The organism is Nocardia implantans (genome assembly GCF_035544775.1).
Classification (GTDB): Bacteria; Actinomycetota; Actinomycetes; order Mycobacteriales; family Mycobacteriaceae; genus Nocardia; species Nocardia implantans.
In genome coordinates this window covers 379,543-395,061 of sequence record NZ_JAYKYQ010000005.1, presented here as the reverse complement: position 1 = coordinate 395,061, position 15,519 = coordinate 379,543, and the positions used below count along the sequence as shown (strand labels likewise).

At 70.6% G+C, this 15,519-nt stretch carries 16 protein-coding genes; 5 read left to right on the top strand and 11 right to left on the bottom strand.

Annotated features, from left to right (window positions below; translation table 11 throughout):
- Positions 1 to 101: 101 nt before the first annotated feature.
- From lnt to U3653_RS15060, 6 genes are all read right to left on the bottom strand, one after another.
- Entirely contained in the window at positions 102 to 1,772 is a 1,671-nt protein-coding gene (gene lnt, locus U3653_RS15085; RefSeq protein ID WP_195080291.1) for an apolipoprotein N-acyltransferase, read from the bottom strand.
- Positions 1,773 to 2,987: 1,215 nt separating this feature from the next.
- Complete coding sequence (locus U3653_RS15080; protein ID WP_195079984.1) at positions 2,988 to 4,586, bottom strand: amidohydrolase; 1,599 nt, start codon at positions 4,584 to 4,586, stop codon at positions 2,988 to 2,990.
- Between the two features lie 40 nt (positions 4,587 to 4,626).
- A complete protein-coding gene (locus tag U3653_RS15075) occupies positions 4,627 to 4,881 on the bottom strand; it encodes a ribbon-helix-helix protein, CopG family (RefSeq protein ID WP_195079985.1) in 255 nt (84 codons plus the stop codon).
- A 56-nt stretch (positions 4,882 to 4,937) separates the two neighbouring features.
- Positions 4,938 to 5,420: an FxsA family protein gene (locus tag U3653_RS15070; protein WP_195079986.1), complete on the bottom strand. Its 483-nt coding sequence runs from the start codon at positions 5,418 to 5,420 to the stop codon at positions 4,938 to 4,940.
- A gap of 94 nt (positions 5,421 to 5,514) precedes the next feature.
- Entirely contained in the window at positions 5,515 to 6,174 is a 660-nt protein-coding gene (locus tag U3653_RS15065) for a response regulator (protein ID WP_067807586.1), read from the bottom strand.
- 134 nt (positions 6,175 to 6,308) lie between these two features.
- The gene (locus U3653_RS15060; protein WP_195079987.1) at positions 6,309 to 7,481 is read right to left on the bottom strand and encodes a sensor histidine kinase; all 1,173 of its coding nucleotides are present in this window, start codon (positions 7,479 to 7,481) and stop codon (positions 6,309 to 6,311) included.
- 90 nt (positions 7,482 to 7,571) lie between these two features.
- On the opposite strand from U3653_RS15060, the gene U3653_RS15055 reads away from it, so the two are divergent.
- A complete protein-coding gene (locus U3653_RS15055; RefSeq protein WP_195079988.1) occupies positions 7,572 to 8,339 on the top strand; it encodes a TSUP family transporter in 768 nt (255 codons plus the stop codon).
- Here the strand turns inward: U3653_RS15055 and U3653_RS15050 are convergent, their stop codons facing one another.
- Positions 8,340 to 8,987 (bottom strand): TetR/AcrR family transcriptional regulator, encoded by a 648-nt coding sequence (locus U3653_RS15050; protein ID WP_323124007.1) that lies wholly within the window; start codon positions 8,985 to 8,987, stop codon positions 8,340 to 8,342.
- A gap of 165 nt (positions 8,988 to 9,152) precedes the next feature.
- Here U3653_RS15050 and U3653_RS15045 point away from each other — a divergent pair, with 165 nt between their 5' ends.
- Together U3653_RS15045 and U3653_RS15040 are read left to right on the top strand one after the other, a co-directional pair.
- Positions 9,153 to 10,682 (top strand): TldD/PmbA family protein, encoded by a 1,530-nt coding sequence (locus tag U3653_RS15045; protein ID WP_397068524.1) that lies wholly within the window; start codon positions 9,153 to 9,155, stop codon positions 10,680 to 10,682.
- Between the two features lie 68 nt (positions 10,683 to 10,750).
- Positions 10,751 to 12,067, top strand: a complete 1,317-nt coding sequence (locus tag U3653_RS15040; protein ID WP_195080293.1) for a metallopeptidase TldD-related protein — start codon at positions 10,751 to 10,753, stop codon at positions 12,065 to 12,067.
- A gap of 12 nt (positions 12,068 to 12,079) precedes the next feature.
- Here the strand turns inward: U3653_RS15040 and U3653_RS15035 are convergent, their stop codons facing one another.
- Complete coding sequence (locus tag U3653_RS15035) at positions 12,080 to 12,463, bottom strand: PPOX class F420-dependent oxidoreductase (protein ID WP_195079990.1); 384 nt, start codon at positions 12,461 to 12,463, stop codon at positions 12,080 to 12,082.
- Between the two features lie 78 nt (positions 12,464 to 12,541).
- The gene (locus tag U3653_RS15030) at positions 12,542 to 13,090 is read right to left on the bottom strand and encodes a PadR family transcriptional regulator (RefSeq protein WP_195079991.1); all 549 of its coding nucleotides are present in this window, start codon (positions 13,088 to 13,090) and stop codon (positions 12,542 to 12,544) included.
- Between the two features lie 114 nt (positions 13,091 to 13,204).
- On the opposite strand from U3653_RS15030, the gene U3653_RS15025 reads away from it, so the two are divergent.
- A complete protein-coding gene (locus tag U3653_RS15025) occupies positions 13,205 to 13,921 on the top strand; it encodes a DUF8817 family protein (RefSeq protein WP_195079992.1) in 717 nt (238 codons plus the stop codon).
- A 4-nt stretch (positions 13,922 to 13,925) separates the two neighbouring features.
- On the opposite strand, the gene map is transcribed toward U3653_RS15025, so the two are convergent.
- Positions 13,926 to 14,690, bottom strand: a complete 765-nt coding sequence (map, locus tag U3653_RS15020; protein WP_195079993.1) for a type I methionyl aminopeptidase — start codon at positions 14,688 to 14,690, stop codon at positions 13,926 to 13,928.
- Positions 14,691 to 14,792: 102 nt separating this feature from the next.
- On the opposite strand from map, the gene U3653_RS15015 reads away from it, so the two are divergent.
- The gene (locus U3653_RS15015) at positions 14,793 to 15,056 is read left to right on the top strand and encodes a helix-turn-helix transcriptional regulator (RefSeq protein ID WP_195079994.1); all 264 of its coding nucleotides are present in this window, start codon (positions 14,793 to 14,795) and stop codon (positions 15,054 to 15,056) included.
- On the opposite strand, the gene U3653_RS15010 is transcribed toward U3653_RS15015, so the two are convergent.
- On the bottom strand, positions 15,053 to 15,448 hold the full coding sequence (locus U3653_RS15010) for a PPOX class F420-dependent oxidoreductase (protein ID WP_195079995.1): 396 nt from the start codon (positions 15,446 to 15,448) through the stop codon (positions 15,053 to 15,055). The two genes, U3653_RS15015 and U3653_RS15010, sit on opposite strands and share 4 nt — an antisense overlap.
- Between the last annotated feature and the right edge of the window lie 71 nt (positions 15,449 to 15,519).

Sequence of the window (15,519 nt, the reverse complement as noted above, 5' to 3'; positions counted from 1 at the left end):
TTGCCTGGCGAACAGCGCGCAACTTGATTACGCACCTTCGCTTTCGGGGCGGTAGGGGCAAGAACATACCGCGTGTTCGGTAAAAGCTCGTCCGGCTGGATCTATCGGTCGCCGACGACTTCACCGTCGGGGCGCGCGGATCGGCGCATGCGGACCCCGGCCAGTGCGGCGGCAGCCGTCAGGATAACGAAAATCCGCTCCGGTGCAGGGCCGATTCGTGTTGCGAGTGTGGCGTCGCTGCGCAACGGCAGCTCCGCGACCAGAGCGGCGGGCACGAACAACGCCGATTCCTGCCGCACGCTGCCGTCGGCGGCGATGATGGCGCTGACCCCCGACGTGGCCGCGACGACCAGCGCTCTGCCGTGCTCGACGGCGCGAACGCGGGACATGGCCAGCTGCTGATATGTCATCTCGGTGTCGCCGAAGGTCGCGTTGTTCGTCGGCACCGTCAGCAGTTGAGCGCCCGCGCGCATAGCGTCCTCGAACGATCGGTCGAAGGCCACCTCATAGCACGTCGCGACGCCGATGTCGATACCTGCCGCGTGCACAACTCCGTCACCATTTCCCGGCACGAAATATCCCGCGCGATCGGCGTATTCGGAGAAGAGCCGGAAGAAACTCCGCATCGGGAGATACTCACCGAAGGGCTGGATGATCTTCTTGTCGTGCCGTTCGCCCGGACCCGCCGCGCCGTTCCACACCATCACCGAATTCGTCGTGGTGTGATCCGCGTTGATCAGTACGGCACCGACCAGGATGGGTGCGCCGATCCGCTCGGAGGCCGCGGTGATCAGGGCGGCGGCGTCGGCGTTGCGCAGCGGATCGATGTCGGAGGAGTTCTCCGGCCAGATCACCACATCCGGATGCGGCGCGCGGCCCGCCGCCACCTCGTCGGCCAGTTCTTCGGTGCGCCGGACGTGATTGTCCAGCACGGCTCGCCGCTGCTCGTTGAAGTCCAGCCCGAGGCGAGGAACGCTGCCCTGGATCGCCGCGACCGTGACCGTCCGGTCGCCCGTGTCCGGGTCGGGCAGTGCGGATCGGAGCAGCAAGCCGCCGAGCGGCATGACCAGGACGGTGAAAGCCACAGCGGCGTATCCCAGTCGGGTTGCCGGGGCGGGCCGGCCCACGACGGCCGGCCCGGGCGCGCCGGAGCCGGGGACGGCGGTTTCGCGCCCGTCGGCCGCCGCGCACGCCGACCACAGCAAGGTCACCGCCGCGGCGATGCCGGTTCCGGTGAGCGCGACCGCGAACCCGACCAGCGGGGCGCCGCCGACCGCGGCCAGCGACAGGAACCAGCCGTCGGCCTGGCCGAATGCCAAACGGCCCCAGGGAAAACCACCGAAGGGGAAGCTCGATCTGCCCCACTCGGCCGCGGTCCAGGCCAGTGCCACCCACAGCGGCCAACCCGGCAGCACGCCGACGAGCCGGGCGAGCACACCGAATACGCCCAGGTAGACCGCGCAGGCGGTGGACAGCGCCAGCCACGGCAGCGGCCCGACGTAGATGCCGGTCCACGGCAGCAACGGGACGAAAAACGCCAGCCCCGTCAGCAATCCGTATCCGAAGCCAGCGCGCAGGCGGCCGTCACCGCGAACGACGAGGGTCAGCACCGCCACGCCCAAAGGCGCGAGGAACCACCACGGCCGGGGCGGGAAGCTGCCGAACAGCAACAGGCCCGAGGCCACCGCCGCCACCGATCGCGTCGCCACCGGATAACGGCGTACCACCGCGGACACCTGCCGCACCGACCCGAGCACCTGCTCCCGCACCATCACTCGGCCACTGTCCGCCATCGCACCGGCCACCGCCGGTCTGCCGTCGGCCACCCGACCGCCGATAGGCCCGCCACCGGAGCGCACCGCATCACGAACCACGGCCCAGTCGCAGCCGTGATATTTGTCACATGCAATACGAAGTCCGCCATACTCCGACTACGCACCCGAAACTCGGCGCACCAGCCGACCCGCGCCGACCCTGCGGCGAATCCGCCGCACACGATCGAACGGACGGTGGCGCGGCATGTGCCACCGCGGACCGCCGCACACGAATCGACCGATGTCCACTTGTGCATCGCCGGACGCCACCGGATCGTTAGCCACCGGTCGCCGGATATAGATTTTCCGGTCGCGCCGCGTCGAACGAACCGATCTCTTCCAGCCGTTTCACGCACACCAGCGATCTGCGAACCCGCCGGCCGAACAATCCGCCGCCGACCGGGCCACTGCCGCCGATTCTCGTCGGGCCAGGGATTGCCCGGAAATAGTCCGGCAAACGGAAAAGATCGAAACCTGGCACGCAGTGCCACTGCACACCACCATCGACGGACAGAAAACACTCGATACCGGATGTCTTTCGCCCGGTGTCGGAATGGGAGAAATTCCGACAAATACCCCGCAACCGGCACGCTGCCTATATCGTGTCGAGTCCGGCCATCGGGCGCGCACCCCCCAGCCGTTCTCGATCCACGTCCGAATCGCTCTCGGCGCCGATCACAGACCAGAAACCCGGTTACCGTCCTTCGCTCCGCGGGGACCGCGCCGCGGAACCAGCCGTTGCCGACTGCCGTCCAGAGATCCCCTGCGCCGGGAGCCGATCGATAGTCGATCGTCGACGAGCGATCATCCGACTGCCGTGGGACCCATCTGCGATCGACGTCGCAACACGGACACCCGGCCACAGCAGCCGACGACGGGGACTTCCAGCTGTCCCGGTGCCGCCCATGCGCGACCGGCCGCCGAGCCGCCGCGAGCCCGGAGGCTACCGATGAACAGCCGGGCGAGGCCTGCCCGGACGAGCGGCGCAGCAGGGGCCGAGCGGAGGACGGCGCATCATCCGAACGTGGTGGCGAAGCTACGCCCGAGGCCCGCCCCGCATCCGCCCGCTCTGTGGACGCACGGCCGGGGCCATGCTGCTCACCAGCCGCATGACGCCACCGAATGCCGGGAACGGGACGGGCGGGAACCGTCGCGGGCTCCATCGACGCCCGCTCATTTCGCATAGATCGTCACTCCCCGGTGCACGGTGCGCAGGCAGGTGGGCAGTGGTGCGCCCGCTGCCAGCGCGGGCAATCCCGGGACGCGCGACCGGGGGTCGGTCGACCAGCGCTGCACCGAGTCGGCGGCCGCGGCGACGACGAGCTCGCCCGCATCCCAGACCGCGTAGGAAGCCGGCGCTCCCGGCACCAGGGTGCCCGCCACACCGTCGCGGACTCCGCCCGCCCGCCAGGCGCCGCGCGTGGCCGCGGCGAACGCGGCTCGCGGAGACAGGCCATGGCCGGGTGTGCGGTGCTCGGCGGCGGCACGCACCGCCGCCCACGGGTCCAGCGCGGTGACCGGCGCGTCGGAACCGATCGCCAGAGCCACGCCCGCGGAGGCCATGGCGGCGAACGGGTTCAGCGCCGCGGCGCGCTCGGCGCCGAGCCGCGCCGCGTACATGCCGGCGGGGCCGCCCCACGCGGCGTCGAAGCCCGGCTGCACGCTGGCGATCACACCCCAGCGAGCCAACCGGGCGATGTGCTCGCCGTCGAGGAGTTCGGCGTGTTCGACGCGATGCCCGAGCGCGGCCACGGCGGGGCCGCCGAGTTCGGCGACCACCCGTTCGATCCCGGCCACCACGGCGTCCATCGCGGCGTCGCCGATCACGTGGAATCCGGCCTGGATACCCGCGACCGTGCAGGCGCGGACGTGGTCCGCGATCGCGTCGGCATCCAGATAGCTTCGGCCGCAACCGGATCCGTCCATGTAGGGCGCGCGCAGCCAGGCGGTGCGCGATCCGAAGGAGCCGTCGACGAACAGGTCGCCGCCGAGTGCGTGCACGCCGAGGTCGTCGATCAGGGCACGGGCCTGCTCGGCGCTGCGCACCGCCTCACCCCAATAGGCCCGCACCTGGACGCCGTGCTCGAATTCGAGCAGTTCGCGGACGTCGGCGCGGCCCGCGATCTCGGGGCCCGCGCATTCGTGGACCGCGACGACACCGTGCGCGGCGGCGTGGTCCAGCGCCGCGGCGCGCGCTCGATCCCGTTGCGCCCGGGACAGTCCCGCCATCGCGGCCGCGCGCACCACGTGGTGGGCGGCGGCGCGCACGGGCTCGCCGCGGGTGAAGCCGTCGGTCGCCGCCAGCTCGGGCAGCGTGTCCAGCAGCGCCGAGGACGCCACCGCGGAGTGGGCGTCCACGCGCGAGAGGTAGACGTGCCTGCCCGCCCCCGCCGCCGCGTCGATCTCATCGACGGTGGGCGGCCGTCGCTCCGGCCAGGCGGTCTCGTCCCAGCCGTCGCCCAGTACCGCGCCGTCGGGGTGTGCCGCGGCGAACTCGCGCAGCAGCCGCAGGCAGTGCTCCAGCGACCGGGCGGCCGACAGGTCGAGCCCGGTCAGCTTCAAGCCCAGCGCGGTGACGTGCACGTGCGGATCGACGAACGCAGGCGCGACGAAGGCGCCGTCGAGATCGACGATCTCGGCGTCCGGATGCAGCGCGCGGCCTGGTTGCTCGGCGCCCAGCCAGACCACGGTCCCGTCGCTCACCGCCATCGCCGTGGCGTCGGGTGAACTGGCACTGTAGAAACGACCGCCGATCAGCAACTGGGTACTCACGAGGCACCAGTCTGCCCCATGCCTGATCCGGCGGTTCCGGTCAGCCGTTCAGTACGGGATGGTGAGCCGAGTCCTCCGGCTGCGCCAGCACGGCCATCACCTCCGCGTACTCCGGCGGCGCACCACCGGTTGCCCCGGCCGGGGCGGGCAGGCAGCCCGCCTCGACGGCGATCAGCTCCAGCCGCAGCGCCGCGGCCGTGAATCCGGAAATCGACTGTCCCGCAGCGGCCGCCGCTCGTTTCACCGCGGCGGCCAGCTCCTCGCTCACCGTCACGGTGAGTTGCTCGGTGGCCATCGCGTCACGATAGTCCTTCACGGCCTTGCGCGGAACCGGGTACGCCGGGGTTCGGTTCAGGACGAGGTGAGCGGGCGGCGCGCGTTGCCCTGGCCGTCGTCGTACCACTGCCCCACGACGACACCGTCCACCACGTCGCCGCCGTCGACGACCACACCGCGGTAGGGCGCGGCCGCCACCAGCCTGCGGAAGCGCCGCGCGGCGAAAGCCGCGAGCACGGGACGCGCCAGCAACCGCGTGGGCGGCAGCAGCAGGAGCAGACCGAACAGCGAGGTGACCAGGCCGGGCACGAACATCAGCACACCGCCCGCCGCGACCATGGCGCCGTCCGCGACGGCGGTGCCCGGCGCGACCTCACCGCGCGCGGCCCGGCGGAACTGCTCGAACACCCGCCGCCCCTGCGCGCCGACCAGCAGCATGCCCGCGCCCGATCCGGCGATCAGCAGCAGTACGGCGGGCAGCGCGCCGATCAGCTGGCCGACCGCGACCAGCGCGGTGACTTCCACGACGAGGTAGAGCACGAACAACAAGGCGGGCATGGGCGATCCTTTCGGACGATCTACCCGGTCAACGTCCCGCGCCCGGCTTTTTCTCCCCGCCGCACCTGATAGGTCGCTGTGAGCGTCGCCGCCTTCAGCCGCCCGGCCGCACGAGCCCGGTCTCGTACGCCAGCACCACCGCCTGAACGCGATCGCGCAGGCCGAGTTTGGTGAGCACGCGGCCCACGTGCGTCTTGACCGTGGCCTCCGAAAGGTACAACTGCTCGGCGATCTCCGCGTTGGACCGTCCGGCCGCGATCTGCTCGAGCACTTCACGCTCACGGGCGGTGAGCACGTCGAGCACGCCCGGATCGCGGGTGCGCGCCGGGTCCTCCGCGATGAGCCGGTCCAGCAGGCGTTTGGTGACCTTCGGCGACACCACGGCGTCACCGGCGGCGACGCTGCGGATGGCCGAGACGAGATCTTCCGGCGGGGTGTCCTTCAACAGGAATCCGCTCGCCCCCGCCCGCAGCGCGCCGAGCGCGTGCTCGTCGAGATCGAAGGTCGTCATGACGAGCACCCGGCTGCCGTGCCCGGCCTCCACGATGCGGGTGGTGGCGACGACCCCGTCCACCACCGGCATCCGAACGTCCATCAACACCACGTCGGGTCGCAGTTCCGCCGCCGTGGTGACCGCGGCGGCGCCGTTGGCCGCCTCGCCGATCACTTCGATGTCGGGGTGCGCGCCGAGCACCATCTTCAATCCCATCCGCATGAGTTCCTGGTCATCGACGACGAGCACGGTGATCGGCACGTTCCCCAATGTAACGTGGCCGCGCCGGCGCGCCGGGCGGGGCGTCTGCGCGGCGGTCTCGCGCATTCGGTCGATGTGATCCCGAAAACGTTTTGCTACAACGAATTTCGTGTCACTCGCAGCTGACGACCGACTCAGTCCGCCGGGTCGGACCGCAGCGGGATCCTGGCGTGCACCCGCCACGCTCCGTCGGCGTCACGGCCGGCGTCCAGGCTGCCGCCGAGCACCGCGACGCGTTCGCGCATCCCGACCAGACCGAGCCCGCTGCCCTGGATGCGCGCGCCCGGCTCGAGCGGCGGGACACCACCGGTGTCGGTGACGTCGATCAGCACGTCGGCATCGGTGCGGCGCACCCGCACCCACGCCTTCGGGTGCGGCCCGGCATGCCGCAGCGTGTTGGTCAGCGATTCCTGCACGATGCGGTGCACGCCGAGACTGACCTCCGGCGCGATGTCGTCGAGCTCGCCGGTCAATTCCAGCTCGACGGCCAGACCGGTGCCGCGCATCATCTCCACGACCTTGGCGATGCCCGCGGTGCCGTGCTGGGGCAACTGGTCGGGCGCGTGCTCGGTGCGCAGCAGGGCCACGGTCCGGCGCAGTTCGCGCAGCGCCTCCCGGCCGGTGCTCGCGATGGTGGTGAGCGCCTGCTCGGCCGCGTCCGGGTCGCGGCGCAGCGCGTACTTGGCCCCGTCGGCCTGCACGATGATCACGCTCACCGCGTGGGCCACCACATCGTGCAGTTCCCGCGCGATGCGGGTGCGTTCGGCCGCGACCGCGTCGTGCGCGCGACGCTCCTTGTCGTAATCGGCGACCGCGAGCCGGGCCGCCACCTCGGCGTCGTAGGCGTGCCGCGCGCCGATGAACTCCGCGAGCGTCCAGCACAAGGCGTAGAACATGGCGGTGAACACGCTGTCGGACCCGGCGGGCTTGCCGATCGCGACGATCGAGAGCACGAGATCCACCACCAGGCCGAGCGCGTACCACAGGCCGTCCCGCCTGCCGACGTAGGCGACCAGCGTGTACAGCATGATGCCGTGCGCCAGCTGCCCGATGTGGTCGGCGTCGTCCTGGAAGACGAAGCCCACCAGCGTCTGCGTCAGCGACAACGCCAAGGTGGCCGCAGCCATGGCCCGGGGGTACACCCGCCGCAGCGCCAGCGGTAGCGGCAGCAGCACACCGACGGCCAGATAGGCGAGCTTGTTGTGCGCGTTGCCCACACCGATGATCTCCAGCACCACGAAGATCGCCGCCAGCACCGAATCGGCCACGACGGGCTTGCCCCGGAGCCACAGACTGAAACGACGCACGGGGATCAGGGTAGGTGCGCCCGGTGGACGGGTGACTCTCCCCGTGGGCACCCGGCGCGGTCCGGACCCGGGATCTGGTTGTCTGGCCGGGTGCAGATCGGAGACTGGGCGGTTTTGTTGACGGCGGCGACGGCCGCGGGCTGGGTGGACGCGGTGGTGGGCGGCGGCGGGCTGATCGTGCTGCCGACCCTGTTCGTGGTCGCCCCTGGTATCGCGCCCCAGACCGCGCTGGGGACCAACAAGCTCGCCGCGGTCGCCGGGACGAGCGCCTCGGTGCTCACCTTCGCGCGCAAGGTGCCGATGCGCTGGCGGCTCCTGCTGCCCGCGGCGGTCATCGCGGCGGTGGCGGCGGCGCTCGGCGCGGCCGCGGTCTCGCTGATCGACCGGGAGCTGTTCATTCCGATCGTCATGGTGGTGCTGGTCGGCGTCGCGGTGTTCGTCACGCTGCGTCCCTCGATCGGGGTCACCCTGGCCACGCAGCCACCGAGTAGACGGAAGGTCGTCCTCACGGTGGCGCTGGCGGCGGGGTTGATCGGCTGCTACGACGGCCTGCTCGGGCCCGGTACCGGAACGTTCCTGATCATCACCTTCGCGACCCTGCTCGGCACCGAGTTCGTGCGGGCAGCCGCCATGGCCAAGGTGATCAACTGCGGCTCCAACCTCGGCGCTCTGGTCTTCTTCGGCGCGACCGGGCACATCCTCTTCGCGCTCGGCGCCGCGATGGCCGTCGCGAACGTCCTGGGCGCCGTGGTCGGCGCGCGCATGGCGCTGCGCAAGGGCGCCGAATTCGTCCGCGTCGTGCTGCTGGTGGTGGTGATCGGGATGGTGCTGCGGCTGGGCTGGCAGCAGTTCGGCTGATCAGCCCACCGGTTGCGCGTGATGGGAGGCCAGCCACGGTTGCAGCACCCGCGAGGTGGTCTCGTGGATCTCGCGTTGCAGGCGCTCGCCGTCCTCCGCGCCCGCCACCGGCCGCTGGAACAGGACCGTCAGCGCGCCGGACACGGCGCCGACGACCGCGCCGACCAGAGCGGCGGCCCCGACCTCGTCGAGCTCGGCGGGGAACGCCTTGTGCAACTGCCTGGCGATCTCACGCTGGGTGACCAGCTGGGCGTGCGCGGCGCGACCGCTCACCGCGGGCACGGTCCGCGACACCTGGGCGCGCAGCGCGCCGATCCTGGCGTGGAGATCGTCGACGAGATGCTCGCCGGGATTGTCCCCGGCCGCGCGCAAGGCGCGCAGCATGACCTCCACCGGCCGTTCGCCAGGACGCCTGCTGGCGATCGCCGCCACCGCGGCGCGCACCCGCTCGTCGGATTCCGGGAAGAGCAGCTCTTCCTTGCTGGCGAAGTAGTTGAAGAACGTGCGCGTGCCGACGTCCGCCGCCGCGGCGATGTCGGCCACCGTGGTCTCCTCGTAGCCGTTCGTCTCGAACAGCTCGGCTGCGGCTTCCAGGATGGCTCGGCGGGTACGTTCGCGTTTACGGTCACGGAGGGCGGATGGCGGCACGCGGGCACAGTACGGCATCCGGCGAGCAACACGCGGTAAGGCCGAGTGTCGCGCGCGCCGTTCCCGAGGCGCGACTACGCATTCCGGGCAAATCTGCATGCGATGCGCTTTCGCACGGCGTGTACTCACCGCGCACACGCGGCGGGACCGACTAGGTTGGGGCCGGTGAGCATCGCGACTTCCAGAGACGTGGACGCCGAGTTCCTCGACCTGCCGCTGGCCGCGCTCGCCGACGCCGCATTGGCCTCGGCCACCGCGGCCGGCGCCGAGCACGCCGACCTGCGGGTGCACCGCCTGGTGACGCAATCGATCCGGTTGCGCGACGGGCGGGTCGAGGCCGTCACCGACAGCACCGAACTCGGTTTCGCCGTCCGGGTGATCGTGGACGGCACGTGGGGTTTCGCCTCGCACGCCGCGCTCACTCCCGATACCGCCGCCGAAGTGGCGCGCACCGCCGTCACCGTCGCGACCACGCTGCGGGCGCTCAACCGCGAACGCGTCGAACTGGCCGACGAGCCGCGTTACGCCGGCGCGCGCTGGGTGTCGGCCTACGACATCGACCCGTTCGCCGTGCCGACCGGCGAGAAAGTCGCGCTGCTGCAGGACTACTCGGAGCGCCTGTCGCACGCCGACGGGGTGGATCACGTCACCGCGAACATGTTGCAGGTCAAGGAGCAGACCTTCTACGCCGACACCGCGGGGTCGGCGATCACCCAGCAACGGGTGCGGCTGCACCCGAGCCTGGAGGCGATCACGGTGGACGCTTCCGCCGGGGTGTTCGAGTCCATGCGCACGCTGGCCGCACCGGTCGGCCGCGGCTGGGAGTACGTCACCGGAGCCGACGGGGTGTGGGACTGGGACGGCGAGCTCGCCCGGATTCCGGAGTGGCTGGCCGAGAAGGTGAAAGCGCCCAGCGTGCAGGCCGGGCCGACCGACCTCGTCATCGATCCGACGAACCTGTGGCTGACCATCCACGAATCGATCGGCCACGCCACCGAGTACGACCGGGCCATCGGCTACGAATCCGCCTACGCGGGCACCTCTTTCGCCACGCCGGATCAGCTCGGGTCGCTGCGCTACGGCACGCCGATCATGCACGTGACCGGCGACCGCACCCAGGAGCACGGGTTGGCCACGGTCGGCTACGACGACGAGGGCGTGGCCGGGCAGCGCTGGGATCTGGTCCGCGACGGCGTCCTGGTCGGCTATCAACTGGACCGGGTGTTCGCGCCGCGCCTGGGCCTGCAGCGGTCCAACGGCTGCTCCTACGCCGACTCGGCGCATCACGTGCCGATCCAGCGGATGGCCAACGTGTCGCTGCAACCGGACCCCGACCGCGACACCAGCACCGAGGAGCTCATCTCCCGCGTGGACGACGGTCTCTACATCGTCGGCGACCGGTCGTGGTCGATCGACATGCAGCGCTACAACTTCCAGTTCACCGGCCAGCGATTCTTCCGCATCCGCGGCGGCAAGCTCGACGGCCAGGTGCGCGACGTCGCCTACCAGGCCACCACCACCGATTTCTGGGGCGCGATGGAAGCGGTCGGCGGCCCGTCGACCTGGCAGCTCGGCGGCGCGTTCAACTGCGGGAAAGCGCAGCCGGGCCAGGTCGCCGCGGTCAGCCACGGCTGCCCGTCGATCCTGGTGCGCGGCGTCAACATTCTCAACACCCGGACGGAGGCAGGCCAGTGAGCGGCGATCTGTTCCCCGCCGGGGCCACCGTGGAGCGCGCGCTGGCGCTGTCCCGCGCCGACGAGGCGATGGTGATAGTCCGCGACGAGCACGAGGCGTCGCTGCGCTGGGCGGGCAATTCCATGACCACCAACGGGTCGTCGGTGTCCCGCAGATGGGCGGTGATCTCGGTGTTCCGCGACGGGCCCACCCGGGCCCGGGTCGGTACCATCGCCTCGACCAGCGTCGATCCCGACGACATCGAGGCCGTCGTGCGCGCCAGCGAGGAGGCCGCGCGCGGCGCCGAACCCGCGCGCGACGCGATGCCGCTGCTGGAGCCCGACGCCGTCGACGACGACTGGAGCGCCCCCGCGGGTGGCACCGGCATCGAGGTGTTCGCCGATCTGGCCGAAGGCTTGTCCGCCGGATTCGACAGCGCCGACCGCCTCTACGGCTTCGCCCACCATCAGATGCACACCACCTGGCTCGGCACGTCGACCGGCATCCGGCGCCGCTTCGTGCAACCCACCGGTTCGGTGGAGATCAACGGCAAACGCGGCGAGGGCGCGGATCTGGCCAGCGCGTGGGTCGGGGTGGGCACCGCGGACTTCGCCGACGTCGACGTCTCCGGTCTGCTGGCGGACCTGGCGCGCCGCCTGGACTGGGCCAAACGGAAGATCGAGCTGCCCGCGGGCCGTTACGAGACGCTGCTGCCGCCCTCCACCGTTGCCGATCTGATGATCTACCTGGCCTGGTCGATGGAGGGCAGGGGCGCGCAGGAAGGTCATACCGCGTTCGCGCGCGCGGGCGGGACCAGGGTCGGCGAACGCCTGAGCGAGATCCCGCTCACGCTCTACTCGGATCCGCACGCGCCAGGGCTGGAATACCAGCCGTTCGTCGCGGCGACCGCGTCGTCGGAATCGATGTCGGTGTTCGACAACGGCCTGACCGTCGAACGCGTCGACTGGCTGCGCGACGGCGTGATCTCCGCGCTGATCTATCCGCGGGCCACCGCCGCCGAATTCGATGCGCCGGTCACGATTCCCGGTGACAACCTGCTGCTCACCGGCGGTTCGCAAGCCACTATCGACGACATGATCGCGCGCACCGAGCGCGGCTTGCTGTTGACCACGCTGTGGTACATCCGTGAGGTCGATCCGGCGACGCTGCTGCTCACCGGTCTCACCAGGGACGGGGTGTATCTCGTGGAGAACGGCGAGGTCACCGCCGCGGTGAACAACTTCCGGTTCAACGAGAGCCCGCTGGATCTGCTGCGGCGGGTGAGCGAGGCGGGCGCGACCGAGCTCACGCTGCCGCGGGAATGGAAGGACTGGTTCACCCGGACCGCGATGCCGCCCTTGCGGATTCCGGACTTCCACATGTCCTCGGTCAGCCAGGCGACCTGAGCGCGGCCGGGCTCAGGCGGCGGGGCTGATCTCGATGCCGATGGTCCCCGACTTGCCGCGCCGCAGATTGCTGCCGAGGATGACCAGAGGACCGGTGAGCCAGTATTTGCGCCGCAGCAGCTTGCGCACCCGCTCCGTGCCCTCGGCATCGAGGATCCGGCCGGTTCCCTCGATCACCGCACCGTGCGGCTTGCCGGTCGCGCTGCACGGTTGCACGGTGACCGCCGGATTGCGGCGCAGGCGCTTGACCTTCCAGCTGTCGGTCACGGTCCAGACATACAGTTTGCCGTTCTCGGACACCGCCCACACGGCGGTGCCGACGGGCGTCCCGTCCTTGCGGAAGGTGGTCAGCAGCACGTAGTCGGCCTCGGCGACGGCGTCCAGCGAATTCGTCATGCGGGCAGCGTATCCCGCATCCTCGCGCGGTGAGCGACCCGGGAAAGGCGGCCGATTCGCGCGCCGGGCGCCGGATATTCACTCCGGCATCCGGTACTCCCCCGCTTCCAGGCGCGCCAGCACTCCGTCGGTCCAGTTCGACAGATTCTCGAAGACGCCGCTCCACAGCTCCAGCAAGTCGGTCGCGTGCGGCGCTTCGTACCGCCCGGGGAAGTCCGGGATCATGGCCAGCAGGTCGGCCCGCACCTGCGCGCTGCGGCGGCGCTGCTCACGCAATTTCGCGATGACGTGCGCCCGCGGCAGCGCGTCCATGAAGGCGATGGCAGCGCCCAGCTCCTCCATGTCGACGCTGACCAGCGCCTCGTCCATGAGCAGGCGGAATTCGGCCTCCCCCGCCTCGGTCAGCTCGAACAGCGTACGCCCCGGGCCTCGGTCGCTGGCCTCGGTGGCGAACGCGCTCAATTTGCCTTCCCGCGTGAGCTGCTTGAGGGCGTGATAGATCGAGCCGGGCTTGACGTTCGTCCACGTTTCGGCCCGCCAGGACAGCAGTTCCTGGCGCACCGCGTAGCCGTGCACGGGCTGGCGCAGGCGCATCACCCCCAGCACGAGCAGGCGAACCACCGACACCGCGCACTCCTTTCACTCCGGGATCGCATAGTAGTCAAGTTTGACTTCCAGCGGTGACCGGCCCTACGTTGGTAACTAATCAAATTTGACTACCACGGCGATCGGGAGTTTTTCATGGCCGACACGGCGGTGCCGCAACTGTGGACCGGTGACCTGACCGGCACGCTGGACTTCTACCGGACACTGGGCTACACGGTCACCCACGAACAGACCCGCCCCTACGTCTACGGCGCGGTGGAAGACCACGGCTGCGCCCTGCACTTCGTGCCCGCGCCGAAGGACGCAGACACCCCGGCCGAACGTGCCGGTTGCATCGTGCTGGTCGACGACGTCGCGGGCAGGCATCAGGCCTTCACCGCGGCGCTGCGCAGCCGCTACGGAAAGGTGCCCGCGAAGGGACTGCCGCGCATCACCCGGTTCCGGCCGGGGCAGTCCCGCTTCACCGTCATCGATCCGGCGGGCAACCAGGTGATCTACATCCAGCGCGACGAGCCCCCCGAGGTGGAGTACGGCGGGTCGAAAGAGCTGGACGGACTGGCCAGAGTGCTGGACAACGCCCGCATCCTGCGCGATTTCAAGAACGACGACAAGGCCGCGTTCCGCGTGCTCGAGGTCGGCCTCGGCCGGTTCCGCGCCGAGGCGCCCCGGCTCGACGTGGCGCGCGCCCTGGCGGCACTCGCGGAGCTGGCCGTCGCGACCGGCGACCCGGACGGCCCCGGCCGATTCCGGACACGGTTGCGAGCGATGGGGCTGTCCGCCGACGAGCGCGCGTCCATCGCCGACGAGCTGCGCGCCTCCGATGACCTGTCCGCGTGGCTGTCGGAGGCATAGCGGGTCAGGCCGCGGTCAGCACCTGCGGCCCGTCCGGTGTGATCGCGACGGTGTGCTCGGAGTGCGCGGTGCGGGAGCCGTCGGCCGAACGGATGGTCCAGCCGTCGGGATCGGTGACGATGCGGTCGGTCGTGCGCGCGAACCACGGTTCGATCGCGATGGTGAGCCCGGGGCGCAACCGGTAGCCGCGCCCCGGGCGGCCGTCGTTGGGCACATGCGGGTCCTCGTGCATGGTGCGGCCCAGGCCGTGACCGCCGAATTCGGTGTTCACCGGATAGCCGTACGCGCGCGCCACCTCGGCGATGGCGGCGGAGATGTCGCCGATGCGGTTGCCCGGCAGCGCGACCGCGATCGCCGCCGCCAGCGCCTCCTCGGTCGCCCGCACCAGCCGCACGTCCTCCGCCGCGGCCGAGCCGACCACGACCGTGGTCGCCGCGTCCGCGACCCAGCCCTCGACGCCGACCGCGAGGTCCATGCTCAGCACGTCGCCGTCACGCAGCGCGTAGTCGAACGGAAGGCCGTGCAGCACAGCGTCGTTCACCGACAGGCAAACGGTGTTGCGAAACGGTCCGCGCCCGAACGATGGCGCGTAGTCCCAGTAGCAGGACTGGGCGCCGCGCTCGCGGATGCGTTCGCGGACATGGGCTTCCAGGTCGAGCAGGTTCACGCCCACCCGCGCCCGCTCGCGCAACTCGGCGAGCACGTCGGCGACGAAGCGCCCCGCCACTCGCATCCGCTCGATCTCGGCGGGGCTTTTCAACTCGACCATCATTCCTCCAGTAAGCCGGTATTTTAATACCACCCTACTGGCGACGGTATTTTTATACCAATCCGTCTTGCGGCATCCGACCGCCGTCCGTAGCCTGAGCGCATGGTCCGCCTCCCGTTGACTCCCGCGCAGATCGAAGCGGGCCGCCGCCTCGGCTCCGCCCTGCGCGCGGCCCGGGCGGACCGCGAGCTCACCGACGTCGCCCGCGCCGCGGGCATCTCACCGGAGACGCTGCGGAAGATCGAGACCGGCCGGTTGCCCTCCCCCGCTTTCGGCACCGTGGTAGCACTGGCGCAGACGCTGTCGCTCCCGCTCGAGGTTCTGGCGGACATCTGGCGCTCGGCGGCACTGGCCGAGTCGGCTTAGGCCGGATCGCCCGCTGCCTTCGGAGCGATCGCGATCCCGACGGAAGCGTCCGCGCCGCGCAGCAGCTTGTGCCCGCGAATGGCGAGCTTGCCGATGATGCCGTACTTGTTCGCGACCACATCGCGCACGCGCTGCGTGCCCGCCGCGTCGAGAATGCGCGCGCTGCCCGCCAGCACCTCCTGCCCCGTCGGCCGTCCGCGCCCATCGCAGATCTGCAGCGCGACGTCCGGATTGCGGCGAATCCGCTTGACCTTGCCTGCCCCCGCATTGGTCCACACGACGATCCGGTCACCATCGGGAGCCACCCAGACGGGCGTGCCGACCGGCGTCCCGTCCTTCCTGAAGGTCGTCAGCCGCACATACTTGCTCTGACTCATCTCGTTCCACGTCATAGGGAAACGGTAGGCCTGCGCAGCAGCGACGACATCCGATCGCGGAACGGTTCGTCATTACGCCTACGGAC

Bases quoted from the DNA above. Each gene is read 5' to 3' on its own strand.
- lnt (WP_195080291.1), bottom strand. From the start codon at position 1,772: ATGGTGCGGGAGCAGGTGCTCGGGTCGGTGCGGCAGGTGTCCGCGGTG.
- U3653_RS15075 (WP_195079985.1), bottom strand. From the start codon at position 4,881: ATGGCCACCGAGCAACTCACCGTGACGGTGAGCGAGGAGCTGGCCGCC.
- U3653_RS15070 (WP_195079986.1), bottom strand. From the start codon at position 5,420: ATGCCCGCCTTGTTGTTCGTGCTCTACCTCGTCGTGGAAGTCACCGCG.
- U3653_RS15040 (WP_195080293.1), top strand. From the start codon at position 10,751: ATGGTGATAGTCCGCGACGAGCACGAGGCGTCGCTGCGCTGGGCGGGC.
- U3653_RS15035 (WP_195079990.1), bottom strand. From the start codon at position 12,463: ATGACGAATTCGCTGGACGCCGTCGCCGAGGCCGACTACGTGCTGCTG.
- U3653_RS15025 (WP_195079992.1), top strand. From the start codon at position 13,205: ATGGCCGACACGGCGGTGCCGCAACTGTGGACCGGTGACCTGACCGGC.
- map (WP_195079993.1), bottom strand. From the start codon at position 14,690: ATGGTCGAGTTGAAAAGCCCCGCCGAGATCGAGCGGATGCGAGTGGCG.
- U3653_RS15015 (WP_195079994.1), top strand. From the start codon at position 14,793: ATGGTCCGCCTCCCGTTGACTCCCGCGCAGATCGAAGCGGGCCGCCGC.
- U3653_RS15010 (WP_195079995.1), bottom strand. From the start codon at position 15,448: ATGACGTGGAACGAGATGAGTCAGAGCAAGTATGTGCGGCTGACGACC.